24 protein-coding genes are annotated in these 25676 nt (G+C 46.2%); 12 read left to right on the top strand and 12 right to left on the bottom strand.

Features of this window, described 5'->3' with window-relative positions; translation table 11 throughout:
- Nucleotides 1-61: 61 nt before the first annotated feature.
- Nucleotides 62-1096 carry a tetratricopeptide repeat protein gene (locus DRW07_RS14500; protein ID WP_124028647.1) on the top strand — a complete coding sequence of 345 codons (1035 nt, stop codon included), beginning with the start codon at nt 62-64 and terminating at the stop codon, nt 1094-1096.
- 48 nt (nt 1097-1144) lie between these two features.
- On the opposite strand, the gene katG is transcribed toward DRW07_RS14500, so the two are convergent.
- Both katG and DRW07_RS14490 read right to left on the bottom strand, forming a co-directional pair.
- Nucleotides 1145-3349: a catalase/peroxidase HPI gene (gene katG, locus DRW07_RS14495; protein WP_377923165.1), complete on the bottom strand. Its 2205-nt coding sequence runs from the start codon at nt 3347-3349 to the stop codon at nt 1145-1147.
- A 208-nt stretch (nt 3350-3557) separates the two neighbouring features.
- Nucleotides 3558-4478, bottom strand: coding sequence for a LysR family transcriptional regulator (locus DRW07_RS14490; protein WP_124028645.1), 921 nt, complete (start codon nt 4476-4478; stop codon nt 3558-3560).
- 148 nt (nt 4479-4626) lie between these two features.
- Here DRW07_RS14490 and DRW07_RS14485 point away from each other — a divergent pair, with 148 nt between their 5' ends.
- From DRW07_RS14485 to DRW07_RS14470, 4 genes are all read left to right on the top strand, one after another.
- Complete coding sequence (locus DRW07_RS14485; RefSeq protein WP_124028644.1) at nt 4627-5124, top strand: DoxX family protein; 498 nt, start codon at nt 4627-4629, stop codon at nt 5122-5124.
- A gap of 156 nt (nt 5125-5280) precedes the next feature.
- Nucleotides 5281-6984: a protein adenylyltransferase SelO gene (locus DRW07_RS14480; RefSeq protein WP_124028643.1), complete on the top strand. Its 1704-nt coding sequence runs from the start codon at nt 5281-5283 to the stop codon at nt 6982-6984.
- A gap of 18 nt (nt 6985-7002) precedes the next feature.
- Nucleotides 7003-7659: an HAD family hydrolase gene (locus tag DRW07_RS14475; RefSeq protein ID WP_124028642.1), complete on the top strand. Its 657-nt coding sequence runs from the start codon at nt 7003-7005 to the stop codon at nt 7657-7659.
- 17 nt (nt 7660-7676) lie between these two features.
- Complete coding sequence (locus DRW07_RS14470) at nt 7677-8978, top strand: YfiM family lipoprotein (protein WP_124028641.1); 1302 nt, start codon at nt 7677-7679, stop codon at nt 8976-8978.
- On the opposite strand, the gene DRW07_RS14465 is transcribed toward DRW07_RS14470, so the two are convergent.
- The 3 genes from DRW07_RS14465 to DRW07_RS14455 form a co-directional block, all read right to left on the bottom strand.
- The gene (locus DRW07_RS14465) at nt 8965-9615 is read right to left on the bottom strand and encodes a lysoplasmalogenase (RefSeq protein ID WP_124028640.1); all 651 of its coding nucleotides are present in this window, start codon (nt 9613-9615) and stop codon (nt 8965-8967) included. The genes DRW07_RS14470 and DRW07_RS14465 overlap by 14 nt on opposite strands.
- 9 nt (nt 9616-9624) lie before the next feature.
- Complete coding sequence (locus DRW07_RS14460) at nt 9625-10722, bottom strand: M28 family metallopeptidase (RefSeq protein ID WP_124028639.1); 1098 nt, start codon at nt 10720-10722, stop codon at nt 9625-9627.
- Nucleotides 10723-10819: 97 nt separating this feature from the next.
- Nucleotides 10820-11122, bottom strand: a complete 303-nt coding sequence (locus tag DRW07_RS14455) for a hypothetical protein (RefSeq protein WP_124028638.1) — start codon at nt 11120-11122, stop codon at nt 10820-10822.
- A gap of 103 nt (nt 11123-11225) precedes the next feature.
- Here DRW07_RS14455 and DRW07_RS14450 point away from each other — a divergent pair, with 103 nt between their 5' ends.
- Nucleotides 11226-11408 (top strand): hypothetical protein, encoded by a 183-nt coding sequence (locus DRW07_RS14450; protein ID WP_124028637.1) that lies wholly within the window; start codon nt 11226-11228, stop codon nt 11406-11408.
- Here DRW07_RS14450 and epmB read toward each other — a convergent pair.
- Complete coding sequence (gene epmB / locus DRW07_RS14445) at nt 11405-12433, bottom strand: EF-P beta-lysylation protein EpmB (protein WP_124028636.1); 1029 nt, start codon at nt 12431-12433, stop codon at nt 11405-11407. The genes DRW07_RS14450 and epmB overlap by 4 nt on opposite strands.
- Before the next feature lie 32 nt (nt 12434-12465).
- On the opposite strand from epmB, the gene efp reads away from it, so the two are divergent.
- Together efp and epmA are read left to right on the top strand one after the other, a co-directional pair.
- Entirely contained in the window at nt 12466-13035 is a 570-nt protein-coding gene (gene efp, locus DRW07_RS14440) for an elongation factor P (RefSeq protein ID WP_124028635.1), read from the top strand.
- A 3-nt stretch (nt 13036-13038) separates the two neighbouring features.
- Complete coding sequence (epmA, locus tag DRW07_RS14435) at nt 13039-14001, top strand: elongation factor P--(R)-beta-lysine ligase (protein ID WP_124028634.1); 963 nt, start codon at nt 13039-13041, stop codon at nt 13999-14001.
- 236 nt (nt 14002-14237) lie between these two features.
- Here epmA and nagA read toward each other — a convergent pair whose 3' ends face one another.
- The 3 genes from nagA to DRW07_RS14420 are packed head-to-tail and all read right to left on the bottom strand — an operon-like array spanning nt 14238 to nt 17251.
- Nucleotides 14238-15359 (bottom strand): N-acetylglucosamine-6-phosphate deacetylase, encoded by a 1122-nt coding sequence (gene nagA, locus DRW07_RS14430; RefSeq protein WP_124028633.1) that lies wholly within the window; start codon nt 15357-15359, stop codon nt 14238-14240.
- Between the two features lies 1 nt (nt 15360).
- Complete coding sequence (nagB-II, locus tag DRW07_RS14425) at nt 15361-16359, bottom strand: glucosamine-6-phosphate deaminase NagB-II (RefSeq protein ID WP_124028632.1); 999 nt, start codon at nt 16357-16359, stop codon at nt 15361-15363.
- The gene (locus tag DRW07_RS14420; protein ID WP_124028631.1) at nt 16349-17251 is read right to left on the bottom strand and encodes a glucosamine kinase nucleotide-binding domain-containing protein; all 903 of its coding nucleotides are present in this window, start codon (nt 17249-17251) and stop codon (nt 16349-16351) included. Before DRW07_RS14420 ends, nagB-II begins: the two co-directional genes overlap by 11 nt.
- A 315-nt stretch (nt 17252-17566) precedes the next feature.
- Between DRW07_RS14420 and DRW07_RS14415 the strand changes: the two genes are divergently transcribed.
- Both DRW07_RS14415 and DRW07_RS14410 read left to right on the top strand, forming a co-directional pair.
- Nucleotides 17567-18592 (top strand): LacI family DNA-binding transcriptional regulator, encoded by a 1026-nt coding sequence (locus tag DRW07_RS14415; RefSeq protein WP_124028630.1) that lies wholly within the window; start codon nt 17567-17569, stop codon nt 18590-18592.
- A complete protein-coding gene (locus tag DRW07_RS14410; RefSeq protein ID WP_240630644.1) occupies nt 18592-19257 on the top strand; it encodes a gamma-glutamylcyclotransferase in 666 nt (221 codons plus the stop codon). The genes DRW07_RS14415 and DRW07_RS14410 overlap by 1 nt, the downstream gene beginning before the upstream one ends.
- Here the strand turns inward: DRW07_RS14410 and DRW07_RS14405 are convergent.
- The 3 genes from DRW07_RS14405 to DRW07_RS14395 all read right to left on the bottom strand — a co-directional run bounded on the left by DRW07_RS14405 (nt 19210) and on the right by DRW07_RS14395 (nt 24704).
- The gene (locus tag DRW07_RS14405) at nt 19210-22818 is read right to left on the bottom strand and encodes a S8 family peptidase (protein WP_124028629.1); all 3609 of its coding nucleotides are present in this window, start codon (nt 22816-22818) and stop codon (nt 19210-19212) included. The two genes, DRW07_RS14410 and DRW07_RS14405, sit on opposite strands and share 48 nt — an antisense overlap.
- 90 nt (nt 22819-22908) lie before the next feature.
- Nucleotides 22909-23535 (bottom strand): peptidylprolyl isomerase, encoded by a 627-nt coding sequence (locus DRW07_RS14400; protein WP_124028628.1) that lies wholly within the window; start codon nt 23533-23535, stop codon nt 22909-22911.
- Between the two features lie 8 nt (nt 23536-23543).
- The gene (locus DRW07_RS14395; protein WP_124028627.1) at nt 23544-24704 is read right to left on the bottom strand and encodes a methyltransferase; all 1161 of its coding nucleotides are present in this window, start codon (nt 24702-24704) and stop codon (nt 23544-23546) included.
- 34 nt (nt 24705-24738) lie between these two features.
- Between DRW07_RS14395 and DRW07_RS14390 the strand changes: the two genes are divergently transcribed.
- Nucleotides 24739-25359: an alpha-ketoglutarate-dependent dioxygenase AlkB family protein gene (locus DRW07_RS14390; protein WP_124028626.1), complete on the top strand. Its 621-nt coding sequence runs from the start codon at nt 24739-24741 to the stop codon at nt 25357-25359.
- A complete protein-coding gene (locus DRW07_RS14385) occupies nt 25356-25676 on the top strand; it encodes a BolA/IbaG family iron-sulfur metabolism protein (RefSeq protein WP_124028625.1) in 321 nt (106 codons plus the stop codon). Before DRW07_RS14390 ends, DRW07_RS14385 begins: the two co-directional genes overlap by 4 nt.

The raw sequence follows: 25676 nt of genomic DNA, 5'->3' as shown, positions 1-25676 counted from the left end.
TAGACGAACTAATCCCTGTTTTCGTTGTTAGATACAGCATGGAAATTTCAGGAAGAAAAACATGAAGAGATGTGTACAAGTATTGTTGTTTATCGTCATAGCCATTGCTACGCCCGCAAAGGCCAGTGAACCAAATTCAGCAATGCAATTATTTAAGCAGGAAAAGTACCAGGCAGTAATAGACATTCTGTTATCTAAACCAGACAAAAGTTTGAACGACTATCGGCTTCTAATTAACGCGCAATTGAAGATAGATTTGGATGATGCTGAAGAAAGTGCAGAGTCAATGAAATCCGCTTATCAAGACGATTTTCGGTCTCATTTAACGTATGCCAGTGTAATGGGAGCGCAAGCCTCGGACAGTATTTTTAGCGCGTTGGGTTACGCTAAGAAAGCAAAAGGCAGTCTAATTAAGGCGGTGGAATTGGATAACACTAACCCTGCAGCATTAAACGCGTTGTTCAGCTTTCACTTAGCAGCACCTTCTATTGCGGGTGGTGATAAGGAAGAAGCGCGTCGACTAGTCCAACGCATTAAAGCGGTTGACGTCATTGAGGGCGAACTTGCACAAGCGCGTTATTTATTATCAGAAGAGAACACTGAAGGCGCAAAGGCAATTCTGGTGGCGTTGAGTCAGCAGCCCAATAGTGCCCTGAGAGCCAATATGCAGTTAGGGCATAGATACGTTAGTGAAGAAAACTTTGGTAAAGCGATTGAAGCATATCGCCTTGCGGCGAGTGCAGAACTTGCAGCGCCAAATGAGCATGCTGATGACCAGATAAAAACCCGTTACGCTGAATGGCAACAAACAAAGCTCTTTGCCCACTATCGCATTGGTTGGGTAGCCGTCGAGAGCAAAACTCACTTAGAAGAGGGCGTTGCTTCGTTGAGAGCTTACATTATGGCTTATCAACAAGCTGAACAGGTATTTAATCTGCCAAGCCTGTCATGGGCGAAAATTCGTTTGACGGAATTGTTGTTGGAACTCGAACAATTTCAGGAAGCGAAGGTGTTATTTAGCACTATCAATGAGCTAGATGAAAGCGATTTTAAAAAGCACGTTAGACGTTTGAAAAAGCGTTTACGCAATACATAAAAAACGGGGCGCCTATGAAAGCGCCCCGTTACATGCTGGTTGATTTGTTTACAGATCGAATCTGTCCAGCTGCATCACTTTTACCCAAGCATCGACAAAGTCGTTAACGAAGTGTTCATTTGCATTGTCGAAAGCATAGACCTCTGCGATAGCTCTCAATTCAGAATTAGAGCCAAAGATGAGATCTACTGGTGTCGCAGTATATTTCACTTCACCTGTTTTGCGATCAAAGCCCTCATAAAGACCGGCTGTATCTGCCTTTCGCCATTGCGTTGCCATGTCGAGCAGGTTAACAAAGAAATGGTTATTTAGCGTACCAGGGTTGTCGGTAAAGACGCCATGACTGCTGCCATCCCAGTTGCCACCCAGTACTCGCATACCACCTATGAGTGCAGTTAGTTCAGGTACTGTCAGATTCAGTTGATCAGCTTTGTCCACTAGCATCTCTGTTGGTGGACGGTAGCTATTCGTCTCGTCGTAGTAATTTCTGAACGCGTCAGCGGTTGGTTTGAGTAAGTCAAATGAAACCACATCAGTATGCTCTTGCTTAGCATCGCCACGACCAGAAACAAAAGGCACAGTAATGTCTACACCCCCTTTCTTCGCAGCCTGTTCGATGGCAGCAGCGCCGCCCAGTACGATGAGGTCAGCCAAAGATACGGATTTCTTGCCTGAATTGAAGCTACGTTGCACGTCTTTCAGCTTGCCCAGCACCTTGTTAAGTTGATCGGGATTGTTAACGTCCCAACTGTTTTGTGGTGCAAGAGCAATGCGTGCGCCATTTGCGCCACCACGCATGTCACCAGCGCGGAACGTAGATGCAGACGCCCAAGCGGTTTGCACTAACTCCGCAGTTGTGAGACCCGTATCCAGGATCGCTTTTTTCAGCTTTTTAACCTCACCACCACTTAGTGGTTTTGCCGTGTTCTCGGGGATAGGGTCTTGCCAAATCAGCACCTCCTCCGGTACCTCTTTACCCAGATAGTTGGCTCTTGGGCCCATATCACGGTGGGTGAGCTTAAACCAAGCTTTTGCAAATGCTAGGCGGTATTCTTCTGGGTTAGCAAGGAATCGCTCAGCAATTGCCTTGTAGGCTGGGTCGGCTTTCAGCGCCAGGTCTGCTGTAGTCATTACGGGCGGATTAAACTTCCCGTCTACGTGAGCATCAGGTACTGACTTGTGCAATGATTCGTCAGTTGGGATCCACTGAATTGCGCCAGCAGGACTGCGAGTTTGCTTCCACTCAAAGTTAAGCAGGTTAGACAGGTAGAGTGACGTCCACTTGGTTGGAGCCTGTGTCCAGGCACCTTCTAACCCACTGGTGACAGTGTCTTCCGAATGGCCCTTACCGCACTTGTTTTTCCAGCCCAGACCCTGTTCTTCGATACCTGCTGCACCTGGCTCTGCGCCTACACAATCACCAGGCTTATGGGCACCATGCATTTTACCAAAGGTATGACCGCCCGCAATAAGGGCTACGGTTTCTTCATCATTCATTGCCATGCGGCCAAAAGCTAGGCGAATGTTTTTGGCTGAGCCTGCGGGGTCAGGGACACCTCTTGGACCTTCAGGATTTACATAAATCAAACCCATGTGCGTGGCCCCTAATGGACGCTGTAGTTTACCGTCTGCATCCTCACGGTCACTGGCCAGCATAGCCACCTCTGGTCCCCAATAAACCAAGTCCGGCTCCCAATCATCGTTGCGTCCGCCTGCAAAACCGAAAGTCTGAAAACCCATGTTTTCAAGCGCAACATTACCCGCGAGTATCATAAGGTCAGCCCAAGACAAACCCTTGCCATATTTCTGTTTAATAGGCCACAACAATCGGCGAGCTTTGTCTAGGTTACCGTTATCTGGCCAGCTATTGAGTGGGTCAAAACGCATTTGACCGCCGTCACCACCACCTCGGCCATCGAGTGTTCTGTATGTGCCTGCACTGTGCCATGACATACGGATAAAGAAGGGGCCGTAGTTGCCAAAGTCGGCTGGCCACCAGTCTTGTGAATCGGTGAGAACGCTATCGATATCCTTTTTGACTTGGGCTAGGTCAAGCTTGTTGAATTCCTTGGCATAGTCAAAGTCTTCTCCAAATGGGTTGGAACGATTGTCATGGTCGCGCAAGGGTGAAAGGTCGAGTTGGTCTGGCCACCAGAAAGTATTAGGCTTAGCCTGTCCTGCTTGGACACTGCCTTTGCCCATCGCTCCCTGTGGTTTAGACATTTCTTGACTCGTCACAGGGCTGTTTATCATTAGAAGTACAGCACCTGCAATGAGGCTTTTACTGAACTTAGTTATTGTTTGCATGGTGTCCCCTTTTGATCAAGGTTCGGTTTCGGGTTCAAGTAACCGACTTTGTTACTTAAGTTAACTAACTGTTAAAACGTAGCAGCCGGATCTAAAAGGTGATAATGAGATATTACGATTATTAAAATCAGTTTTATCAATTAAGCCGTAAAAGTTAATCGCCTAAACTGTTTTTGCACGCGTCCCAATAAGGGTTGTCGCCATAGTAGTCACTTGCAAAATCGATGAAATGTCGAACTTTACTTGCCAGCAGTTGCCTGTGTGCATAAATAGCATAGAGCCACATGGTAGGGGGAGCATGATCGGGGAGTACCGATACTAGATCACCCCGTGCTAACGCATTGGCACAAATAAAAGTGGGTTGAATAGCAATACCTGCCCCGCGAATTGCCATGGCAGTGAGCACGTCACCATTGTTGCACACAAAGCTCTGCTTACCATTTTTACGCGCGAGGTCTATCCATGCCGCAAGGGCTGTTGGCGGTGAAGTCTCATGACTATAGTGAAGGTAATGATGCGATTTCAACGCGTCCAGGTTATCTGGCATACCGTGTTTCGCGATATAATCCGGCGATGCACAGAGGACCATTTTTATCGGAGTGAGTCGTTTGGCAATGTAAGAGGTATCCTGTAAATGCCCGATGCGTAGTGCAATATCAAATCCTTCATCTACGATATCGATACGCCGGTCATTGAGCTGCAAGTCGATTTCAACCTGAGGATTGGCGCACTGGAAATCTGACAGTAAGGAGGCCAAGTGACGCTCTGCAAATGATACTGGCGCATTGATCCTCAATCTCCCTGTTGCTTGAGATTGGAGCTGCCCCATTTCATTTTCCATATCATAAAAATCAGCAAGTATTTGTTGTGCTCTGACTAGGTATCGTTCCCCGCCCTCTGTCAAACTCACCTTCCTTGTGGTTCGGTTGAGTAATCGCCCGCCTATGCGCGCTTCGAGTTGTGCGACATATTTGCTCACCAGCTGTGGCGATATATCAAGCCTGTCTGCTGCCGCTACAAATGAGCCCAAGGTTGCTACTTGCACGAATGCGTTGATGGTGTCGAGTCTGTCCATGTTAATTATCAATATTTTATTTATAATTAAACAATAAATTCGATCTTAATCAATATCAAGTTTGTCTCTACTATTAACTCATCCTTTGATTGGCAAGTTCAAAGGCGCTGAATAATCAATATGACCTGAATTTTATTGGAGAGAGACAATGAACAAGCAATTTCTACAAAAACTATTTTCAACCACAGGTGGCCATGGTGCATTAGCCTTACGTATTCCACTGGGTATTATTTTGGCCGCGCACGGCGCACAAAAGCTGTTTGGCTGGTTCGGTGGCTACGGTTTGGAGGGAACAGGGCAGTGGATGGCAAGTATCGGCCTTGAGCCTGGCTTTTTGATGGCGCTTTTAGCTGGAAGTGCTGAGTTCTTTGGTGGTATCGCATTGATAATAGGGGCGTTCGTTCGACCCGCTGCTTTGGTTTCTGCGTTTACCATGCTAGTGGCGATATTTGCGGTACATTTTCAAAACGGATTGTTCATGTCAAACAATGGCTATGAATTTGCACTGGCATTGTTTGCCGCGTCTGTGGCACTAACTTTTCAGGGAAGCGGCAGTGTGGCCGTAGATAACCTAATTGCCAACAAGTTGTCAGGAGAATCTAGCAAGACAAGCACTGCTTCACAGACTGTAGGCTCCCATGCCTAAAAAATGAATTGGGGCTGTTACGGGCAGCCCTTTTATGCAACTGATCGCTCGCCTTATCGTTCAAAATCATACAAAATAACTCGCCATCGTTCTGACCTTTAGCAGCTGCACAACCGTATTTTTTGTTAAGATGCTACCAAAAAAGGTTTTATTTTCATGGCCAATGCAAAACCAGCAACCCACACACCGCTAATCACCGATTTTGGCGAGCTGGCAGCACACGCAGACTATTCGCTGCTTAACACCCTTAATGCCGATCCAGAGTCAACAGAAAGCGGCGATGACTATTATCCTCGTCAGGTGTTCTCTGGCCATTATGTCCCTGTAAAACCAACACCACTGAATCAACCCGTTTATGTTGCACACAGTGCCACTTTGTTCAATGAGTTGGGTTTTGATGAGCGTCTTGTTCAGACAGACGCGTTTACCCAGTTCTTTTCCGGTGATGTGTCAAATGTACCAGCATCAATGAAGCAATATGGCTGGGCTACAGGCTATGCATTATCCATCTATGGTACAGAATACACAGAGCAATGCCCATTTAGAACGGGCAATGGTTATGGCGACGGTAGAGCGATTTCTGTGTTGGAAGCTGTTTTGAATAATCAGCGTTGGGAGATGCAACTTAAAGGCGCAGGTCGTACTCCTTATTGCAGGGGCGCTGACGGTCGGGCTGTGCTGCGCTCAAGCGTGCGAGAATTCTTGGCCCAAGAACATATGCATGCTTTGCATGTACCCACCTCCCGCTCGTTAAGCTTGTATGTTTCAAAGACAGAAACGGTAGAGAGACCCTGGTATTTTGAGGGATCACAGTCTGCCGATCCCGAGATCATGGTATCTAATCCTGTTGCCATTACCACCCGTGTGGCTCCCTCTTTTTTGCGCGTTGGTCAACTTGAGTTGTTTGGTAGGCGGACCCGGAAAAATGAATATCCTGAGGCACGTCATGAATTAGAGATGATCGTTAAGCATTTGATCGAAAGAGAGTATGCCACTGTCATTGACCGACAACAGCCCCTGCAAGAACAAGTATTACAGCTGGCTGCTGCATTCAGAGATAGGCTTACTTCGTTAGTCGCAGACTGGGTTCGTGTTGGCTTTTGTCAGGGCAATTTTAATGCTGACAATTGTGCCGGTGGTGGTTTTACCTTGGATTATGGTCCTTTTGGCTTTTGTGAAATGTTTGATCCTGTCTATCAGCCGTGGACCGGTGGTGGACGCCACTTTGCTTTTTTAAACCAACCCGTTGCAGCGGAAAAAAACTTCGGTATGTTTTGCTCAGCCGTTAGCCATTTAATGAATAACAATCAGCAAGCTTTAGACCAATTATCACAAATCAGGCTTGGCTTTAGCGAGTATATGGACACAAAAATGGCCAATATGTGGGCGGCGAAATTAGGGCTGGATACTTATCATTCCGATTTGGTCATGCAGCTTTTGCGACTCATGGTGAAAACATCGGTTGACTACACTATTTTCTTCCGAGAGTTGTCTAACGTGCCCACTGAGTTGGCTCCACTTGAGAAAAGCTTTTATGCAATGCCTGACTCGAGCATTCTTGAACAGTGGAACCAGTGGCTTGAAAGTTGGCATGTTGAACTGAAGAAAAATCAAAATAATGGCCATCTTAGTGAACGTATGAAAAAGGTAAATCCAAAGTATACTTGGCGAGAATGGTTAATCGTTCCAGCTTATCAGCAGGCCGCGTCAGGGAACTTTACATTGATTGAAGAATTACAGCAGGTATTGAATCATCCCTACGACGAGCAGTCAGCCGATGTTGAAAGTAAGTTTTATTGCAAAAGGCCCAACGAATTTCTCTATGCTGGTGGTATTTCTCACTACAGTTGTTCATCTTAAGAACCAGGTAAATACAAAATGAGATTACCCAGCGCAATTTTTTTCGACCACGACGGCACACTAGTAGACTCTGAGGGCGTACATTTTTCTATTTGGCGCTCCCTGCTCGAAGAGCATGACTGTGAACTTACATCGCGGCTTTATGCAGAGATGATGGCGGGTATTCCATTGCGTCAAAATGCTATTGATGCAGTTAGACATTTTAATATGAGTGTATCAGCAGACTATCTGGAAGAAGAAAAACTCGCCCGTTTAAAGGCGTTCCTCGCTCAAGGTGCTCTTCCGCTCATGCCGGGTGCGAAAGAGGTCATTGATCAATGCGCTAACTTGCGTATACCTATGGCGATTGTCACAGGAGGAAGTGGTTTTGCTGCGAGGCGTACTCTTGAGACGTATGGTTGGACAGACAAAATACGGTTAATCATTGCAGCAGAAGACGTTGTCCACAGTAAGCCTGCACCAGATTGTTACCTTGCAGCAATCGCAAAGTTAAATGTTGATCCCACAACCGCTTGTGCTGTTGAGGACACGCAGCCCGGACTACAGGCAGCAGTTTCTGCTGGTCTGCCTTGCGATGTTGTGCCAACCGGTTTATCTTCTTCACAGGATTTTAGTGTAGCAAGAGCGCGATACTCCTCGTTGTCAGCGTGGAGCCATGCGGTGCTCAGCAATTAATATAGCGATAAAGCTGAATGATTCGTTTTGTCAAAGTAATGGCAGTCTTAGTACTGCTGGCTTTTGTTGGCATGGGAAGTGTTGCGTTACTTGTTTTTGAAGACGCTCCTCGGGTAATGAGTAATACCGCTCAGCAATTGGATAATGCAGAGGTCGTCGACAGCCTGCTAAAACAAGTTCAGGACAGTATCTCAAACAGAGACTATCCATCACGCATTAAAGTAACAGATTTGCAGTTAGAGAGTCTTCAGGGTGCATTGCGCAGGGCAAGACTCGACGTCAATGGAGACGTAAATACCACGTCCGAGTTGTCCATTTTGCGAGGTAGCCTTGCCTTGGGGAACGACGCCAATTCGCACTTCATCAATGTAGAAATATGGCTAAAAGAAGGAGAGGGGCTGACCGTAGATCAAGTGACGATAGGCAATTTAACTCTACCGGGTTCCGCAGCCTTATTTTTCTTTGAGCAAGGCGTAAATCTGTATACAAACAGCAAAGCGGGAAGCGAACTGATGAGCAGTGTGCAGCGAGTGGACCTAGAGGTTGGCGAAATCAATGTTGGCTTGAAGCCGCTTGCGCCTTTACTCGCTGAATTGCGAAAGATGGATACAGGCTCATCTTCACCAGAAGATACCTTGTTGGCAGAGCAAACCGCCATGTATTTGAGAGTGCTGGAAGCGTTCGAGAAAGAGAGAGGGGTAAAAGCCCGTTCATTGTCCGACTACTTACAACGCGTCTTTGAGGTGGCAGCACAGCGCAGCTCGCCACAAAATGCAGCCATACATAATAAAGCGGCTATTCTGAGTTTAGCTGTTTTTGCAGGGCATTATCGCATAGGAAATTTTATTGGTGATATTCAACCCAATAAAGACAAGCCTCTGTCACCTAATCACTGGCCCACATTGGCCGGCCGGGTAGACCTTACACGGCACTTTATTATTTCTGCTGCATTAAAGTTACTGTCTAAACAAGGTGTTTCACTGGCAATTGGAGAGTTCAAAGAACTCATGGACAGAGCGGAAGGTGGCTCCGGCTACAGTTTTGTAGACTTGGCGGCAGACCGAGCCGGGGTTCGATTTGCGGTCGAAGCTGTTGATGTTAATAGGGCATGGGCATTTCAACAGCACATGAAGCAAGCCGTGACAGAAGACTTGTTTTTTCCGTCTATATCCGGGCTTCAGGAAGGTTACTCTAAACAGGCATTTACTGAAAAATTCGGTAGCGTAGACAGTAACGCCTACTCAGATGAAGTGGCTAAAATACAGGCACGCATTGATGCTTTACCTATTTATATCAGCGTAAGTGCTAAGGCAAATTAACTTGCAATAACATGCCCACCGCAATCAATAACTGGGCAACATAATAGGTTGCGAGCAATACGGGTTCGTGCCATGCCTTAGCACCAATAAATCGTTTAATGGCAATTATTGAATCAGAGAACGCGAAACTCATTGCGCCCACCAAAACCAACAGGCTTGATAGGTTGCTCGCGCCAACCCACAACTGAATAGCAGCCATCAGCATAAGCATAATAACGCTGCTGTATAGCATAACGGCAATACGCATTTCGCCAAGAGAAGGCCAAAGCTTAAAGAGCAAAATGGTGGCATAAAGAAACGCTAAAAAAGGAAAGACAGTGATACTAAAGTCAGTGATGAGCAAAGAGAAAACCCCCACGTAAACCAGGTGAGCAAGTAAAAAACTCGTCAGCCCCGGTAAAAACTTATCTGACGGCAGCATTAAAAAAATATCACCACACAGTGAAAGCAGCAGTGCTGCTAACACCAAGTAACTCACAACCGACCAATTCTCAACATGCCAGCAAAAAAATGCAGTGATGAGTACTGTGGTTAACGGTTTAAAGACATAGCACAGGCGTGTCTTACCCAATTCCTCTGCGCTGATGTGCGCGATTGCTGAAAACGCAATCGCGGTAATCCAAGGGAGTGAGAACACGCCGAATACTTAATTCGCGAAGTATTTGTCTGGGTTTCTAAAAAAGTTTACTAACACTTTAGTGTTGGCGTTCAGCTGCTGTTCTAAACGGCCAGGAAACTGGGTTTGTAAAAAGGGAAGCTGATCAAATTCTTTGTGCCAAATATGGCCCCATTTCGTCTCTTTTTCTCTGTCGCAAGCAGTCATGGTTGCCGTGTCAAAACAGTCCCAAAGAGCGGGGTTGGTAGTCTGCGAATAACCGTCGAAACCGTCCTTTCCATTTATTGAAAAATTGGTTGCTTCCAGTTGCGCAACGGGAATACCACTGCAGGCAAACGGGGCGTGATCTGACCATCCACCCGTCTCGCCAGCAGGAAATCCTGGAAAGGGCGGGTGGATTTGGTGAGCTGTTTCATCAAAGCTGTCTTTTGAGGCCGCCAGAAGTGCGTCCCGCATCATAGTGTCAAATGAATAGCGCGCTTTGTCAGCACAGCGACGATAAGGCGTGCTATGTGCACTGTGTATATAGAGCACGTCGCCTCCAGCAACCGTGTCTAAATTTATCATGCCAAGGATTTTTTCAATTTCACCAGGCTGCTCATTGAGCTTACTAACGTATTTGTTTACCCCAACTAAACCGATCTCTTCGGCACCAAAAGCCAAAAAGCGTACGGTATAGGGCAGCGTCTTTATCGTACTCAACTGCTCGGCTACGCTGAGCAACACGGCGATACCTGAACCATTGTCCACAGCACCATGAGAGCCAAGCGTCTTCGCAGTAGAGTCGTAATGGGCACCAAGCACGATAACCTTGTCAGAATCGCCCTTGATTTCAGCGATGACATTGCTGGAAGTGATAAAACTGTCTTTGTTGTTTAATTGGGCATGTTTAAATGCGTGGATACTGACATCAAGCCCCATTTGTTCGAAACTGTCCTGAATGAATTGTGCAGTTTTCCGTTCTTTTTCACTGCCTGCTTCCCGAGCACCAATACCTTTTTCGGGAAGGGCGACTGCTTCTAGGTAAGCCAGGGGCGTCTTTCCCGAATATTCAGAAGAAGTAGCCTGCGCAGTCAATGTGCCAGTGAAAAGCGTGATGAAGCAAAAACAACGTAGAAAAAAAGTCATAGTTGGATAATTCTATTTAGCGTGATTGATATGAGCTTAACGCGCAAAGTGGGCGAAAGCGATACCAACAATAGTGATTTTTTCGGTATAGCGCTTATTAAACCGACTTAAATGTCGTGAGTGTGCGCAACATCACTTCCATTTTGTTCACCAACTTGGATAAATCCGCCTTAAACGCTTGTTCGTCTGATGTTGAAAGCGCTTCAAAGTCATTGGTTAGTTCTTCAACGTAGGGCAAAAAGCGCTTCGCTGAGGTAGTAAATCCGGCCTGCTGTTCAAAAATGGCCTTGAATTTTCCTTGTTGCTGGCTTTGCAAAGCATCGAGTTTTGCATCAGCGTCAACAGCTTTTCTGTAGATGTCTTGTAGGGTAGCTTTTATTTGTTCTTGGATAGCGTGCATAATTTCTCTTAAAGTTACTCAATGAACTGCCGATATAGACAGAAGCAGGTTATTTTGCCTGTAAACAACTATTTCTTTCAAGTTAATGAAATAAGGACTCGGTATGGATATCCAAAACAATGGAACATCCGGTGCGTCGCTTGAGTTGGCCTCTCTGAAGCTTGCTAAAAATCAGCAGCAGCAAGAGGGACAAGCGACGCTTCAGTTGCTGGAATCAGCCGCTGACGTACCAAAAACGGCTTCATCAGACTTAGCAAAGGGCGCCAACATAGATACCTATGCTTAAGTGTCGATGATCCGTAAGTCAACAGGCGTTTTGCCAGGCTGGCCGCCAATTTCTCTGACGAGTTTTGGTACTAAAAAGCCCGGCAGGCGCTTGATGACTTGTTTCATCAATTGCCTTGCATCATCATCTTGCACCAAAAAATGCCCTGCACCTTGAACCTTATCTAGCAAGTGCAAGTAATAAGGCAGCACACCACATTCGAACAAAGTTTCATTCAGTTCAACTTGAGCGTCCAGGGTGTCATTAACGCCTCGCAATAATACGGCCTGGTTCAGTAAGGTGATCCCTGCCTCGCGCATTTGCTGACAACGTTTTTTCAATGCATCATCAATTTCGTTTGCATGATTAATATGTAAAACCATGACTTTTTGTAAAGGCAAATGACTAAACCAATGAATAAAATCCGAATTGACGCGCTGCGGGATCACAACGGGTAAGCGCGTGTGAATGCGAAGGCGTCGGATATGGTCAATCTCTGCAATTTGTGCACCAAGCCAACCTAAAAACTCATCTTTAGCCATGAGAGGATCGCCACCAGATAAGATGACTTCGTCCAGCTCAGTATGCTCTCGGATATAATCCAGGGTTGGGGCCCAATCGGCTCGCCTAAGCGCATTATCCTGATAGGGGAAGTGTCGCCTGAAGCAATACCGGCAGTTTACCGCGCAGCCTCCCCGCACAATGAGTAATACGCGACTTTGATATTTGTGCAGAAGTCCCTTTGATGCAGTGTCATGCTCTTGCAATGGGTCAGCACTAAACCCGTCTTGTATTTCGAACTCGTCAGATAATGGCATTACCTGCCTTAACAAGGGATCATTAATATTGCCCTTTTGCATTTTTTGCGCAAATGGACGCGGTACACGCATGGGAAACAGCCGACGTGCTTTAGCGTGTTGCGCTAGTCTGTCATCATCAATTTCAAGGTGAGCTAGTAGCTGATGAAGGTCGGTAAAGACTTGCGCTAATTCTTTTTGCCACTCAGGCTCTACTTGTACGTGATTTTTCGGTATGATTTGCGCCAATTTTGTTAATAACCTTATTCTTTTGAGGCACTATGGCTACTGTAAGCACTAACGAATTTAAAGGCGGTTTGAAACTCATGCTCGACGGCGAGCCTTGTACTATTCTTGAAAATGAATATGTCAAGCCTGGTAAGGGGCAAGCGTTTAACCGCGTCAAGATCCGCAAACTCATTTCCGGCAAGGTTTTGGAAAAAACCTTCAAATCAGGCGAATCGTTTGAAGCGGCCGATGTAATGGACACTGAACTCGCCTATTTGTATACCGATGGTGAATTCTATCACTTTATGAATAACGATACATTCGAACAAATCGCCGCTGATGAAAAAGCCGTTGGAGACAACCTTAAGTGGTTAGTTGAAAACGATGTGTGCACCATCACGCTGTGGAATGGCTCTCCCATTGCTGTGACGCCGCCTAACTTTGTAGAGTTAGAAATTACTGAAACTGACCCTGGTCTTAAAGGTGATACGGCAGGAACCGGCGGTAAGCCAGCAACGTTGAGCACAGGTGCTGTAGTACGTGTACCGCTGTTTGTACAAACGGGCGAAGTGATCAAAGTCGATACCCGAAGCGGCGAATACGTGTCTCGCGCTCAAAAATAAGCCATGTGGCAACCCACAGCCCCGCTTGACAATCTGCGCAAGCGGGCAGCACTACTGACCGCTATCAGAGACTTTTTTTCCGAGCGTAACGTGCTTGAAGTCGACACCCCGCGATTGTCCAATTCAGGTGTCACTGACGTACATTTGGATAACTTCACTGTTGCGTTTGAACACGGTAGTCACAATCAACAAAAACTCTATCTGCAGACTTCACCCGAGTATGCCATGAAGCGTCTTTTGGCCGCCGGCAGTGGCTGCATATACCAGATTACGCCCGCGTTTCGTCATGAAGGTGCCGGGCGTTTGCACAATCCTGAATTTACACTGCTTGAATGGTATCGAGTAGGGTTTACTATGCCAATGTTAATCGATGAGGTTAAGGCCTTGCTCATGACTACATTGCATTGCTCTGAGCCTAAACAAATAACCTATCAACAGGCATTCTTAACGCATACTGGCTTGGACCCACTTTCCGTCAAAAAAGACGGCCTGGCTCGCTATTGTGTGGCGAATAACATTCCGCTTTATGATGACGAAAATAAGCTGAGTCACGATGACTTGCTGCAAATGATCTTCAGCTGGGTTATTGAGCCCGTAATTGGTCGCGAAGTACCCTGTGTGGTTACGCATTTCCCGTCGTCTCAAGCCGCATTGGCTAGGTTGACCGAAGATGACCCACGCACTGCTGAGCGCTTTGAGGTATATTACAAAGGCATTGAACTGGCGAATGGCTTTGACGAGTTAACCGACATCCATGTTCAAAAAGAGCGATTTGAAGGGGACAATGAAAAGCGTCTTAAAATCGGTAAACCCTCTATACCTTTGGATCAACATTTTCTATCTGCGCTGCAGGCGGGGCTACCAGCCTGCGCGGGCGTTGCGCTCGGTATTGATCGTTTACTGATGCTGGCTCTCGAGGCAAGCTGCATTGACGAAGTGCTTTCTTTTCCAATCCCACGAGCATAAAAAAAGCCGGCTTTCGCCGGCTAAACACACACAAAATTTAGCGGAGAGAAAACAATCACTGCAAAAAAGCAGTAGGTTGTCTTCAGGATCCATCCTGTTGCTTCCTGCAAAAAGTGAAAGAGTCCTGCCTTTCACTGATTTAAAGTCATGATTTTGACTTTCAAAAAAGCATTTCATACCTTTGAAATGCATTTGGTACTACGGAGAACAACATAACCATAAGACCAAATTGGGTACTAACACTCAACGCCGCATGACCAGCATGTCTGAATGTTCAATTGTTCGTCGAGCAGCAACATATCTGCGCGCTTGTTTACTGCTAGTTGTCCAAACTCTTCGCCTAATCCCATATAGGCAGCGGGCGTTTCAGCTGCCATTAAGATTGCGTCTTGTAACGTGCAGTTAAGTTTTTGGACGGCAAATTTTACTGCACTCAGCATGTCCAAGTTTGAACCTGCCAATGTGCCATCTGGCGTAGTCAGTTTGTCACCAACCCTTATGATTTCGGTATCAAAAAAGGGTAATGTGTCGAGCTCCTGACCGATATGTGCCATGGCATCAGTAACCAGTATTAGCCTATCAACACCTTTGCATTTGAGAGCTACCTGGCAAACAGTGGCGTCGACATGATGACCATCAAGTATAATACCGGCATAGGTATGCGCTGTGGCCAAGGCTACACCGACCATGCCCGGTTCTCTTGATGTCATCGGTGACATGGCGTTAAACAGGTGAGTAAACCCATCAGCTCCGGCTTCAATTGCTGCAAATGCAGTGTCAGAATCGGCGTTGGAATGGCCTAAACAAACCTTTACACCGGCTTGTGTAAGTTCTCGAATAATGTCGGGAGACACGGTTTCTGGAGCAAGTGTGATTAATACCTTGCCCAAATCCTTGCGCATTATGATGTCGAGCTCAGCGTCGGTAGGAGGACGAATGAAATCTGCACTGTGCACGCCTTTTTTGGGTTTACTTAAATAAGGCCCTTCAAAGTGAACACCAACAACGGGGGCGTATTGTTCGCTTATGGCTTCAGCGATTGCATCGGCGGCGTTGGACATGACGTCTGCCTGATCCGTTATTAAAGTCGGCAACATGGCCGTTGTACCAAATTGCCTGTGCGCTTCAGCCATCGTCTTAAGACTGGCCAGAGTGGGAGTGTGATTAAATAAGGCTCCACCGCCACCATTCACCTGGATATCAAAAAATCCAGGCACCAAGCTGCCTTGACGCTGCGGTATAGGGCCCATTTCTGAACGGTACGCCAACATACTGCCGATTTTCCCGTTTTCGACAGTAATAACCTGGTCGCTTTGCCATCCAGCGGGTGTTAATGCACGCTCGACACGGATTTTCATACTAGACAGTTTCCGTCACCTTTTTCAGACCCGGAGGCTGGTCTGGATCATAACCTAAATCCTGCGCTGCTTGCTCAATATCGAGATAGAAACGCTGTAATGTTAACAAGGGTAGCAGGCGAGGGTGTAAACCCTCTACATACTCTTCTAAGTGATGGAGTTTTGCCCCGCGTTTTGATACCTCTTCTATCTGTAAGAGGTGCTGTTCAGTTGACTCGTCACGCACCGCCACATTGACAATATTGAGTTTGCGTTCAACCAGTGTCACTGGCCCGTGCAGAAACTCTGCGCTGCTGAACGCTTCTGCATGAATGCTGAGGACTTCTTTCAATTTTAACGCAATTTCTTTACTGACTGCGTAACCGAATCCACGTCCCAATACAACGCAGTGACGAACGTCGGCTAAGGAGGATGAGGACAATTGCGGTGGACGTTTTACAACCTCTTCCATTGCCGCAGGTAAGGCTTCTAATCCGCTCAGCAGCGCCTCATCTGCTTTCCAATGGCTAACAAGCTGACATATTGCACTTAGTGTTGCTAAGTAACTCTTTGTGGCGGCAACTGCTTTTTCTTCACCTGCACTCAAAGGGATAACCGCATCGACAATTTCACCTAGCGGTGAGGTCTCATCATTGACTAGCGCAATACAATAAGCGCCCCCCTTTTTCGCCATTTCAACCTGGCGAATAATGTCTGGGCTACGACCAGACTGAGAAATGACAATCACAACCCCGTTTTTGAACGACAACTGACTACCATAAACACCTGTTACAGAAGGTGCAGCAGCGGCGACGGGAATGCCTACTTCAACTTCGATTAGGTACTTCGCGAAAACGCCAGCGTGATCAGATGATCCTCTGCCAACCATCAATACAAAAGCAGGATCCAGCTCTCTTAAGTGCGCAGCAACCTGTTTGCACACATCGCTGTTTTTTGCCAGTTGATGCTTAATAACACTGGCGGATTCTCTGGCCTCTTTTGCCATGATACTAGTTTGCATTCTGCAGTTTCCTATGACTTAAATTTGTTTTGCAAAAATGAATTGCCCCCCACTCCGGGCTGTGATGAGGATCGTTCAGGCGAGCCCTGATATCGTCATCCAACCACGCGGATAGAGGTAAAGACAAGCCGCCTACCAGGCATAATTTGAGGTCATTGTCTGCGAGTAACAAGCGGCATAGCTTGCTAAGGTAACCTGCGCCTGAGACGATAATCTCTTGTGCTTGTGATACGCCCTCGAGCGCAAGTTGCAGTACTTTCGGCGCGATATGCGCAAATTCTCTGGGCAGTGCACCATTCATCTTGTCAACCAGCTCGGCTTGCGTTTTAATGCCGAGGCTGTGAGAAATGAGTTCAAACAGCTCGTCTTTGGGGTAAATACCATCCATCTGGCAAAGAACCCTTGATACTGCTTCTCGGCCTGTCCAAGCGCCGCTACCCTGATCGCCTAAGGCGAAGCCATGACCGCCAAGTTGAACCACTTTGCCATTCATAATTCTGGCTGCACAAGAGCCGGTACCCACAATTAATGTTGCACCGTCCTCACCCTCGTGAGCGCCGATACACGCTGTGTGAAGGTCGGTGGTGAAATCAAAAGAAGCAAAGGGATGTTTCCACTGTGCCAGCTTTCTCTGAGTAGATGCTAATCCTGCACCAGCGAGCCCAGCACCGACTCTTATATTTTTTAGTTCTTCTTTATCTATACCCGCGCTTTCCAGTGCTTTAATACTTGCTTCAACAATGGAAGATGATGCTTGATCAAAATCTCTGGAAACATTAGCAGAGCCGGACAGACCTTTTCCGAGAAGGCTACCGTCTTCTGCCATTAAGGCTGCGCGGCACTTAGTACCGCCGCCATCTAATCCAAGATAAAGTTGCCCTTTATCTGTCATATTCCTACCTCAATCAATGCGGGTGCTAATAAGCTTGTGTTCACATTACTGAAACCACTGGCAAACTTATTAAGCAGACTGCATCTCTGTTGTTTTTGTTTATCTACTTGATAGCGTTGTCATTTTATTGGCCAATTCCTTTATTCTGTGGTATTGGAGCTTTTTGACAGCGTTGTCATTATTTATTACTTTACACGACGACCAAACTTCATGCAAACTTTTATTAACATTAGCTATACACACCGGTAGTGTGGGTATGGGAAACTGCAGTAATAAGTCCTTAATAATCGTAAATTAAGGCCCTAGGGATCAGATTTGAAAAGCACAATAAAAGACGTAGCAAACCTGGCAGGCGTTTCGTTTAAGACCGTCTCAAGAGTGATTAATAAAGAGTCGTCCGTTAAACCCGAAACCGTCGAGAAGGTCAATAAGGCCATTGAACAGCTCAGATACCAACCCAATACGTCGGCCCGCAACCTCGCGGGGACCAGTGCCTATGCACTTGCCTATGTCTATGATAACCCGAATGCTTACTACGTTATTAGCATGCAAAACGGTATTTTGAACGAATGCAGAGAAAGAGGGTATGAACTCATCATTCACCCCTGCAATTCTAGCGATGCAAATGTGCTTGAAGAAATCATCGCTATGATCAAAAAATCCCAATTGGCGGGAATTGTGTTGTCGCCACCACTTTCTGAAATGCAGTCGGTTCTCGACGGATTAGATGAATTGAACGTTAACTATGTGCGTATAATCTCGGGCAGCAAAGCAGGCGATGAGAAAAAACCTTGTGTTTTTGTTAATGACCGTGCGGCCGCGCAAAATATTACTCGCCATCTAATTCAACAGGGGCATCGGCGCATTGGTTTTATTTGTGGTGATAAAGGCCACAAATCTACAGATGAACGCTTGCTGGGGTATAAAAATGCATTGGCCGAGGAGGGGCTTGAGTTTGACAATGCTTTAGTGGTTGACGGGACCTACTCTTTTGAAGCAGGGGTAAATGGGTTTAAAACACTAAGTGCTTTGGATAATAAGCCCACGGCTATATTCGGTTGTAATGATGAAATCGCGTCAGGCGCGTTGTTTGCCGCACGCCTCAACGAAGTCGATGTGCCTCGTGAATTGGCCATTGCTGGCTTTGAGAACAGCCCGTTTTCTCGTCAGACTTGGCCCAAATTAACCACGGCGGCCCAGCCAAACGATATGATTGCCAAAACAGCGGCATCGACACTCATTGACTTCATCAAAAAGAAAAAGAGTGAGCCTTCTGCAGCCATCAATCATCAGATTTTTGAACCTGAGTTGGTGGTGCGAGAATCGACCCAACATAGCTGATGATGAAAGGCACACTGACAAGCTGGATACAGCGCGTACAGAGTAACGACATACTGCTGGGTTACGGCAGTTTAATGAGTGCCGATAGTCGAAAACGACACAGTGCCATCGTACATGAGGGTATTCCTGTTACTGTGCAACATTTTGCACGCGGTTGGGTAACCCGTGCGTATCACGAGCAGCAGACGTACGTGGGGGCATGGCCTGAACAGCAAGCCTCGTTGAATGCACAGTTAGTGCCGGTCACCTTTAATCCTGGCTTGCAGCAACGAGAACAAGATTATCAATTTGAGTCTGTCAGCTTTTCACAGTTGGTGTTTGATAGTGTTCAAGTGTCAGAAAGTGACCTGGCGCAGCTCAAAAGCAAACAATTCTGGATTTGCCATACACTGGACATTGTTCCTGCTGACGGTGAGTATCCGGTTAATGCCAGCTATCTTGCAACCTGCCTCCAAGGTTGCCTTGAGGCAGGTGGGGCCTCTGAAGTGGAGCGCTTTATTAATACCACTCAGTACTGGCCTGACTGGATCAGTGATGACCTGGACCAGCCTCTCTATCCCAGAGCAGCGTGCCTCAGTCACGACGATAAAGCACACTGCAGAAAGGTTATTGAAAAATTAATGTCCCGGTCTGCGCCGCAACATGCCCATCGCAGTGATAGCTAAAAGCAGGTAGGCAGGGAGACTCCCACCTCCTGAACTGTTTGAAACAGGGGGTTCTACTTTAGGCGCAGGGGCGCCATCTCTGGATGCATCTAGTGGATAAACATCGCTGGTATCGGGAGTGCCATCATTGTCATCGTCCTGATCTGCATTGTTACCCACGCCGTCGTTATCGGTATCGATCCATTCTGCCGGGTCATAGATAAATGCGTCCTCGCTATCCGGATAGCTGTCATTGTCGTTGTCCGTATCCTGATCATTTGGAATGCCGTCATCGTCCGCATCCTGGACTTGACCACTATCAGCGCCAAACGCAAAGAAACCTCTTAAATGTTGAACAGTTTCACCACTATAGCCATAGGTAAGCCGTAAATCTGCAACGTGATTACCATCAATCAGCGGTAGCGAAAACGACTTGGCGTCATTGCTTTCTACAATACTTCCAAACAACTCCTTCCATTCAGAGTCCTGGATTTTGTAATCCAGTCTGAGTGTTTCCAACATTTCTATCGACGCGTTAACCACAATGTTATTACTGATTTTATTAAGGGCATGATCGAAAGGTATCTGACTATTTTTTTCCAGTGAAATACCGTTTATCGCCTCGATATAAATACTCTCAATATCCGTAATGGTATAGGTGAGAGAAGAGGAATAGGCCTCACCCTCAAGATAGTTGTCATAGGTAATTTGCAGTGTTCTTCTATTGCAGGGTAATTCTGGTATTGAGTAGGTCACCATTATATCTGCGACTATGTCCTGAGACTGGTGAACTTCATCGTCGCACAACCAGTGTAGCCTGTTATTTAACCCCGACGCGTAGTAGTTTACTCTGTTATTGGTCAGGTAAGCCTCATGCCGACCAATACTTCTTATCACGAGTCTGTCGTCTTGCTCGTAGACCAATCCCGACCATGATAGAGATGATGGTAACAAGGTGATATCGGGCAGCAACAAATCCAGCGCATTACCCGACACATCAACGGTTTTTCGCAGTTCACCATCACCAGGTACAAACTTGCCGGAACTGGCAACCAGATCGCCGCGCTCTGATTCAGTTTGGTCAAGAATTGCAAACGCGCTTATACCGATTTCTGGTTGGTTTTTTTGTGTATACAACACACCTAAATCACTGTTTTTGGGTGTCGCCCAGGCGGTACTGACACCAAAATCATTAATAATATCTTGTTTGATCAAAGGATTGTCGACCTCAAATGGCAGTGAAAAATTGAGTTCGACTGTTTCTGCTGTGGCCAAGTCCATGCTATACATTTGAGAGGTTAAATCATCGGGTTGATGACTGAAATTAAAATAGCGCGCCACCCCTTCTTCTGATAACCCGGCCAGTTTTCCGCCAAAGTTAAACTCCAAATCTGGAGTGAAATTGTCTGCGCCGACCACATGGAAATGTTTTCCTACATCGAGCATGATGTTGATGGTGTTTGTGCGATCGCTACCTATATAAGCAATCGAGTTATAGCTTTCCATTTGCTCAAAGCTGAGTGTATTGCCGTCTTCGTCAATGAGGTTATCAAGCCCAAAAGCGGCATCAAGACTATAAATATCAAATGCATAATTCTGGTCGTCGGTTAAACTGACGCTGGCCCATAATGACGTAGTGATAAATGCGTCACCCAGCTCATCAAGGCCAATATCCGATGGAGTGAGATTGTATAATTGCGCAGACATGGTTAAGTCACCAGGCGGCGCATAGACCGATACTTCTTGCCCTGAATTGAGGAAGAAGCTTCTAAAAAAGTCGCCCTCCTCATTGAGGACTAATACAAGGCCAAATGACGGAGAGTTATGCGATACGGTCAGGCTAACCGACTTTTCCAACACAATGGGTATGTGCAGATCCTGATTATCACTCACCAGATTAATGCTTGAGAAGTGAACGGGAGACCCGTCTTCAGGGTAAGGAATTGACGCCATATCCTCAATGTTAGCCGTGACTGGAATAGTCAAAGATTGTCCGCCGGTTACCGTAAACTCATTGGTGTCTCCCCAGTTAACGTCAATCCCTTCAGGTAACCCAGGCATGAGTGCAATTGAAAACGTCTGTTCGATGTCACTGGTGTTTATTACTGTTAATTGCGTGTCTATCGTATAGCTGCTCTGCGAATTGTCTATTTTACCCAAGTTAACTAAACCGTCTGCTATCAGTAAATCCGTACTTTCAATGCGTAAAAAGTCGAGCCGCCCAAACCCTTGCTCATAAGGACTCACCCCCAAATTAACCGACGCTGCCATCAGTTTCATTTCGACTTCTATCGGGCTGAGATCGGGGTAAGCCTGAAGCAATAAAGCGGCGGCTCCTGCCACATGAGGTGCAGCCATGCTGGTGCCACTTAATGACTGTTCGCCTTGGGCCAGATAGGGCGCAAGGATGTCGCTACCAGGTGCAGTGATCTCTGGTTTAAGCCCGTTCGGATATTCTCTTGAGCCCTTCGAACTAAAATCCGAAATTGTGTCTGACTTTGTACTTGAGGCGACCGTAATCGCTTTTGCAGCGGAGGCCGGCGACGACGTCCTGATATCGTCGTAGTCACCTTCATTCCCCGCTGCGACCACAACAACTATACCTGCATCTACCGCTGCGTCGACCGCTCGGGAAAGTGGGGCGTCTGCGTCGCCACCACCACCTAAACTCATGTTGATAACGTCGATAATGATATCATCAGTGGATGGGTTGCCATCGGGATCTACGGCATATTCTAAGGCGGCAATAATATCAATGTCAGAGCCGAAGCCTTCATCATTCAACACTTTATAGGCGTGTAGTCTGGCATTAGGCGCTATACCTTTCATGGTGTCGCTGTTTGCGGCAACAATGCCAGCAACATGCGTACCATGGCCGTCTAAATCCATAGGATCGTCATCTTGGTCAACAAAATCATAACCATCGACAACTTTGCAGCCCTCTCCTAGGCAACCACCTAAGGCTGGGTGGGTATAATCAATACCTGTATCCAGAATCGCAACGTCAATATCATCGCCTAATACAACGTTGTCATTTTTGTCCTTTAAGGACCACATAAAGGGCGTATTGATCAATTCAACACTTTGACTAAGTGATTTGGCGTAAATTTTAGGCTGTGAGATTGATTTTACGCCAGGTACAGCGGCAATGTGTTTGATTGTGGTCTCGTCTGCTTCTATAACAAAGCCGTTGATAACATTGACGAATTGTTTTATTGGTGCAGCCTGAACACCCATGCTTTTAAGCGTTGAAACGACCTGAGTTTGTTGCTGCGCAATAACGTGTTGATGCGCGACAACTCGCGAGCGTAGGTTTGCACCGACGCGGCTGTTCTCGCGTAACGCGACTCGTTTATCCATTAACGATGGTTCGGATAATTCAACTATGACCTGTCGCTGAGTTTTTGCATCGTAGGTAAGGTGGAATTTCCCATTATAAAGCGTGACTTGCTTAGCACCGGACACTATGTCCAAGTTTATATTGGTGCCATCTTGAAGCGTGATTTGTGCCGAACTTGCAATTATAGAACTGGCGAACAGTGCTGAACTGATCACTATGTAACATAATGCCCGAATAAGCATGTATACATCCTTGTAGTGTGTGCGAGTAGAAAACCTTAAAATTACACTACGCGCTTTTTTTCTCCGTGTAAAATATAAACAACATATAACTTATAGCTCAGGTAGCAATACAACATTTTCTAATATTATGGGCTCTTTGGGGACGTGTTGCATGCGTAATAAAGGACGATAATGGGTTTCCACTTGATTGATTTTATCTAATATTTCAGTCCCCTCAATAACCGTTCCAAACACAGTATAGCCCCAGCTTCTGCCTGGATTTAAGCCATCATTGTCATTCATATTGATAAAAAATTGGCGATTGGCGGAATGCGGGTCAACCTGACGCGCCATTGCCACTGAATAGTAATCATTTTTTAGCCCGTTGCCCGATTCATTAAAGATATCGCCAAAATCTGGCTTCTCTTTCATATCAACAGTGTAACCGCCACCCTGAATCACATAATCAGATTCCACTCGATGAAAAATCGTGTTGTTAAACATGCGTTTATCTACATAACGTAGAAAGTTGTTTACCGTGATAGGCGCTTTGTACCGATTTAACTCAATGACAAACTTACCCATTGAGGTGTGCATTGCTACGCGCGGATATAAGTTATCCGGTTGAATATGTGAGCCGTCCTCTTCCTTTTCATCGGCAATCGCTGGTGCTGAAGCTGACAAAAAGGAGAAGCAGAGTAAACAGATGAAAAAACGAACTAAACGGTGTGAATGCATAATAACTCCTATCGACGAACAGCCAATAAAATAACGAATTTCGGTTCACTTGCAAGTACCTTCACACCACCAAACAGCCGTTTTAGCTTATCGTGATAGCCCAAGTGTCTGTTACCAACAACAATCAGTCTGCCGCCTTTTCTAAGCGTTTGTTTGGCGTCGGAAAACATTTGCCAAGCGATGTGGTCAGTTACGGTGTTTTGTTGGTGGAAGGGCGGATTGCACAAGACGGTATCATAGGTATGAGGGATAGTGCCAGATAGGTGCTTCTCTAAACAGTTGTCTACCACAAATGTACAGTTTTCCTCGGCATGCGCCGTATTATTGCGCACATTTAAACGGGCGCTTTCTACTGCCATAAAAGACTCATCGACAAAGGTTATCTTGCTACCCGTAGTGTTAATCAGCACGGAGAGGCCTAAGATGCCATTCCCACACCCTAAATCCAATACCCGCTCATTGTCATTAATACGCAGATGTTTGAGTAAAAAGCGAGCACCAATATCAAGCGTTTGTCCGGAAAATACATTGGCAAGATTAGTCATATTAACCGGTCCATCTAACCCCTCCGCATCAACCGTCCATTGATGTGTCGTGGTTTGGTTTTTTGTCGAAGACAGTTTACTGGGATCAGGATGACAGAAGATAAGCCTGGCTTTTTTTACCGCCAGAGAGGTGTGAGTTTTACCCAACACAGATTCAAATATCTGCAGAACATTCGTTGTTACTGCTTTCACTTTGCCAAAAGCAAGCACGCGACTGTCATCGTGAAGATGTTGCCTGAGCATCTGCAATTGGTGTCGTAGGTAGTTGAGGTTTCTCGGTAATTTAATGAGTACCGTATCATAAACACCGTCAAGAGGCTTGGTGCTGGGCAGTGCAGATACCTGTGACTCGAGGCTATTTCGCGATATGTTTTCTTGCAGGGCGCAATGTGCAACATAGGAATCCTGTTGCCAAGTTGGCGCCGCATTATTTAGCAGGCAACCGATTACACCAAAGTCGTCATTGAGGATCAATATTTTGCCTAACGCTTGCTGCTGTTGCAGAAGATGATTCATCACATATTCATCCTCAGCGCCCCAAGCTTGTAGGGTCTTATGTTGATGTTTTGCGGGATAACGATAAAACTGGTAAGTCTTTTCGTTATACAATAATTCAGTTTTCATAAACTCCTTGCACACTCTTCACGTAGTATGGTCTATGCAGTACGAACTATTCCACTCTCACCGCACGCCGATAGCTCAACGGATACCTCTCGAGCAGGGAGACGTTAGCTACTATCCAGACTGGTTAACGACCCGTGAAGCAGATGCGCTTTACGATCAATTATTACAGGATATTCAATGGCGTCAGGATACCATTAAACTGTTTGGCAGGTGGGTGAAAATTCCGCGTCTTCAGGCTTGGTATGGTGAACAGCATTGCCATTACGGCTATTCTGGGTTGTCTTTGGCACCTTTACCTATGCCCGCATCACTTGAATCTATTAAACGTAAATGCGAGAAGACCGCCAAGGCACCATTCAATTGTGTATTAGCAAATTGGTATAGGGATGGGCAGGACAGCATGAGTTTCCACGCTGACGACGAACCCGAACTGGGTGAGCGCCCTGTTATTGCATCTGTTACGTTCGGTCAAAGCAGACCATTTGATTTTAAACACAAGCTTTCTTCTGAAAAGCACAGAGTGTTGTTGCAACACGGCAGCTTACTGGTGATGGCAGGTGACACCCAAACCTATTACAATCATGGCGTTAATAAATCAGCACGCCACATGGCTTCCAGAATCAACCTGACTTTTCGTTACATACAAAAAATATGACAAACATACACGAATTTATTACTACGACCCTCAATACAGCACTACAACCTGTGCATTTGCAGGTGGTAGATGAAAGTTATCAACACAATGTACCAGAAGGTGCGCAGAGCCATTTTAATGTCACCATTGTGTCTTCTCACTTTGACGGAAAACGCTTAATCCAGCGGCATCGAATGGTTAATGAACTGTTGGCTGAAGCATTACAGGGGCCAGTACATGCACTGGCACTGCATACTTTTACCCTGGATGAATGGGAAAAGCGGGGGGGACAGGTTCAACCATCACCAGCCTGTTTAGGTGGATCAAAGCTCGACTGA

Source organism: Paralteromonas sediminis (assembly GCF_003820355.1).
GTDB lineage: Bacteria > Pseudomonadota > Gammaproteobacteria > Enterobacterales > Alteromonadaceae > Alteromonas_F > Alteromonas_F sediminis.
The sequence above is the reverse complement of the archived record's forward strand: the minus strand, read 5'-3'. Positions and strand labels throughout refer to the sequence as shown.

What these genes read in the sequence shown, in the direction of transcription:
- DRW07_RS14500 (WP_124028647.1), top strand. Translation starts at nt 62, where the DNA reads ATGAAGAGATGTGTACAAGTATTGTTGTTTATCGTCATAGCCATTGCT.
- katG (WP_377923165.1), bottom strand. Translation starts at nt 3,349, where the DNA reads ATGATAAACAGCCCTGTGACGAGTCAAGAAATGTCTAAACCACAGGGA.
- DRW07_RS14490 (WP_124028645.1), bottom strand. Translation starts at nt 4,478, where the DNA reads ATGGACAGACTCGACACCATCAACGCATTCGTGCAAGTAGCAACCTTG.
- DRW07_RS14485 (WP_124028644.1), top strand. Translation starts at nt 4,627, where the DNA reads ATGAACAAGCAATTTCTACAAAAACTATTTTCAACCACAGGTGGCCAT.
- DRW07_RS14480 (WP_124028643.1), top strand. Translation starts at nt 5,281, where the DNA reads ATGGCCAATGCAAAACCAGCAACCCACACACCGCTAATCACCGATTTT.
- DRW07_RS14475 (WP_124028642.1), top strand. Translation starts at nt 7,003, where the DNA reads ATGAGATTACCCAGCGCAATTTTTTTCGACCACGACGGCACACTAGTA.
- DRW07_RS14470 (WP_124028641.1), top strand. Translation starts at nt 7,677, where the DNA reads ATGATTCGTTTTGTCAAAGTAATGGCAGTCTTAGTACTGCTGGCTTTT.
- DRW07_RS14460 (WP_124028639.1), bottom strand. Translation starts at nt 10,722, where the DNA reads ATGACTTTTTTTCTACGTTGTTTTTGCTTCATCACGCTTTTCACTGGC.
- DRW07_RS14455 (WP_124028638.1), bottom strand. Translation starts at nt 11,122, where the DNA reads ATGCACGCTATCCAAGAACAAATAAAAGCTACCCTACAAGACATCTAC.
- DRW07_RS14450 (WP_124028637.1), top strand. Translation starts at nt 11,226, where the DNA reads ATGGATATCCAAAACAATGGAACATCCGGTGCGTCGCTTGAGTTGGCC.
- efp (WP_124028635.1), top strand. Translation starts at nt 12,466, where the DNA reads ATGGCTACTGTAAGCACTAACGAATTTAAAGGCGGTTTGAAACTCATG.
- epmA (WP_124028634.1), top strand. Translation starts at nt 13,039, where the DNA reads ATGTGGCAACCCACAGCCCCGCTTGACAATCTGCGCAAGCGGGCAGCA.
- nagA (WP_124028633.1), bottom strand. Translation starts at nt 15,359, where the DNA reads ATGAAAATCCGTGTCGAGCGTGCATTAACACCCGCTGGATGGCAAAGC.
- nagB-II (WP_124028632.1), bottom strand. Translation starts at nt 16,359, where the DNA reads ATGCAAACTAGTATCATGGCAAAAGAGGCCAGAGAATCCGCCAGTGTT.
- DRW07_RS14420 (WP_124028631.1), bottom strand. Translation starts at nt 17,251, where the DNA reads ATGACAGATAAAGGGCAACTTTATCTTGGATTAGATGGCGGCGGTACT.
- DRW07_RS14410 (WP_240630644.1), top strand. Translation starts at nt 18,592, where the DNA reads ATGATGAAAGGCACACTGACAAGCTGGATACAGCGCGTACAGAGTAAC.
- DRW07_RS14405 (WP_124028629.1), bottom strand. Translation starts at nt 22,818, where the DNA reads ATGCTTATTCGGGCATTATGTTACATAGTGATCAGTTCAGCACTGTTC.
- DRW07_RS14400 (WP_124028628.1), bottom strand. Translation starts at nt 23,535, where the DNA reads ATGCATTCACACCGTTTAGTTCGTTTTTTCATCTGTTTACTCTGCTTC.
- DRW07_RS14395 (WP_124028627.1), bottom strand. Translation starts at nt 24,704, where the DNA reads ATGAAAACTGAATTATTGTATAACGAAAAGACTTACCAGTTTTATCGT.
- DRW07_RS14390 (WP_124028626.1), top strand. Translation starts at nt 24,739, where the DNA reads ATGCAGTACGAACTATTCCACTCTCACCGCACGCCGATAGCTCAACGG.
- DRW07_RS14385 (WP_124028625.1), top strand. Translation starts at nt 25,356, where the DNA reads ATGACAAACATACACGAATTTATTACTACGACCCTCAATACAGCACTA.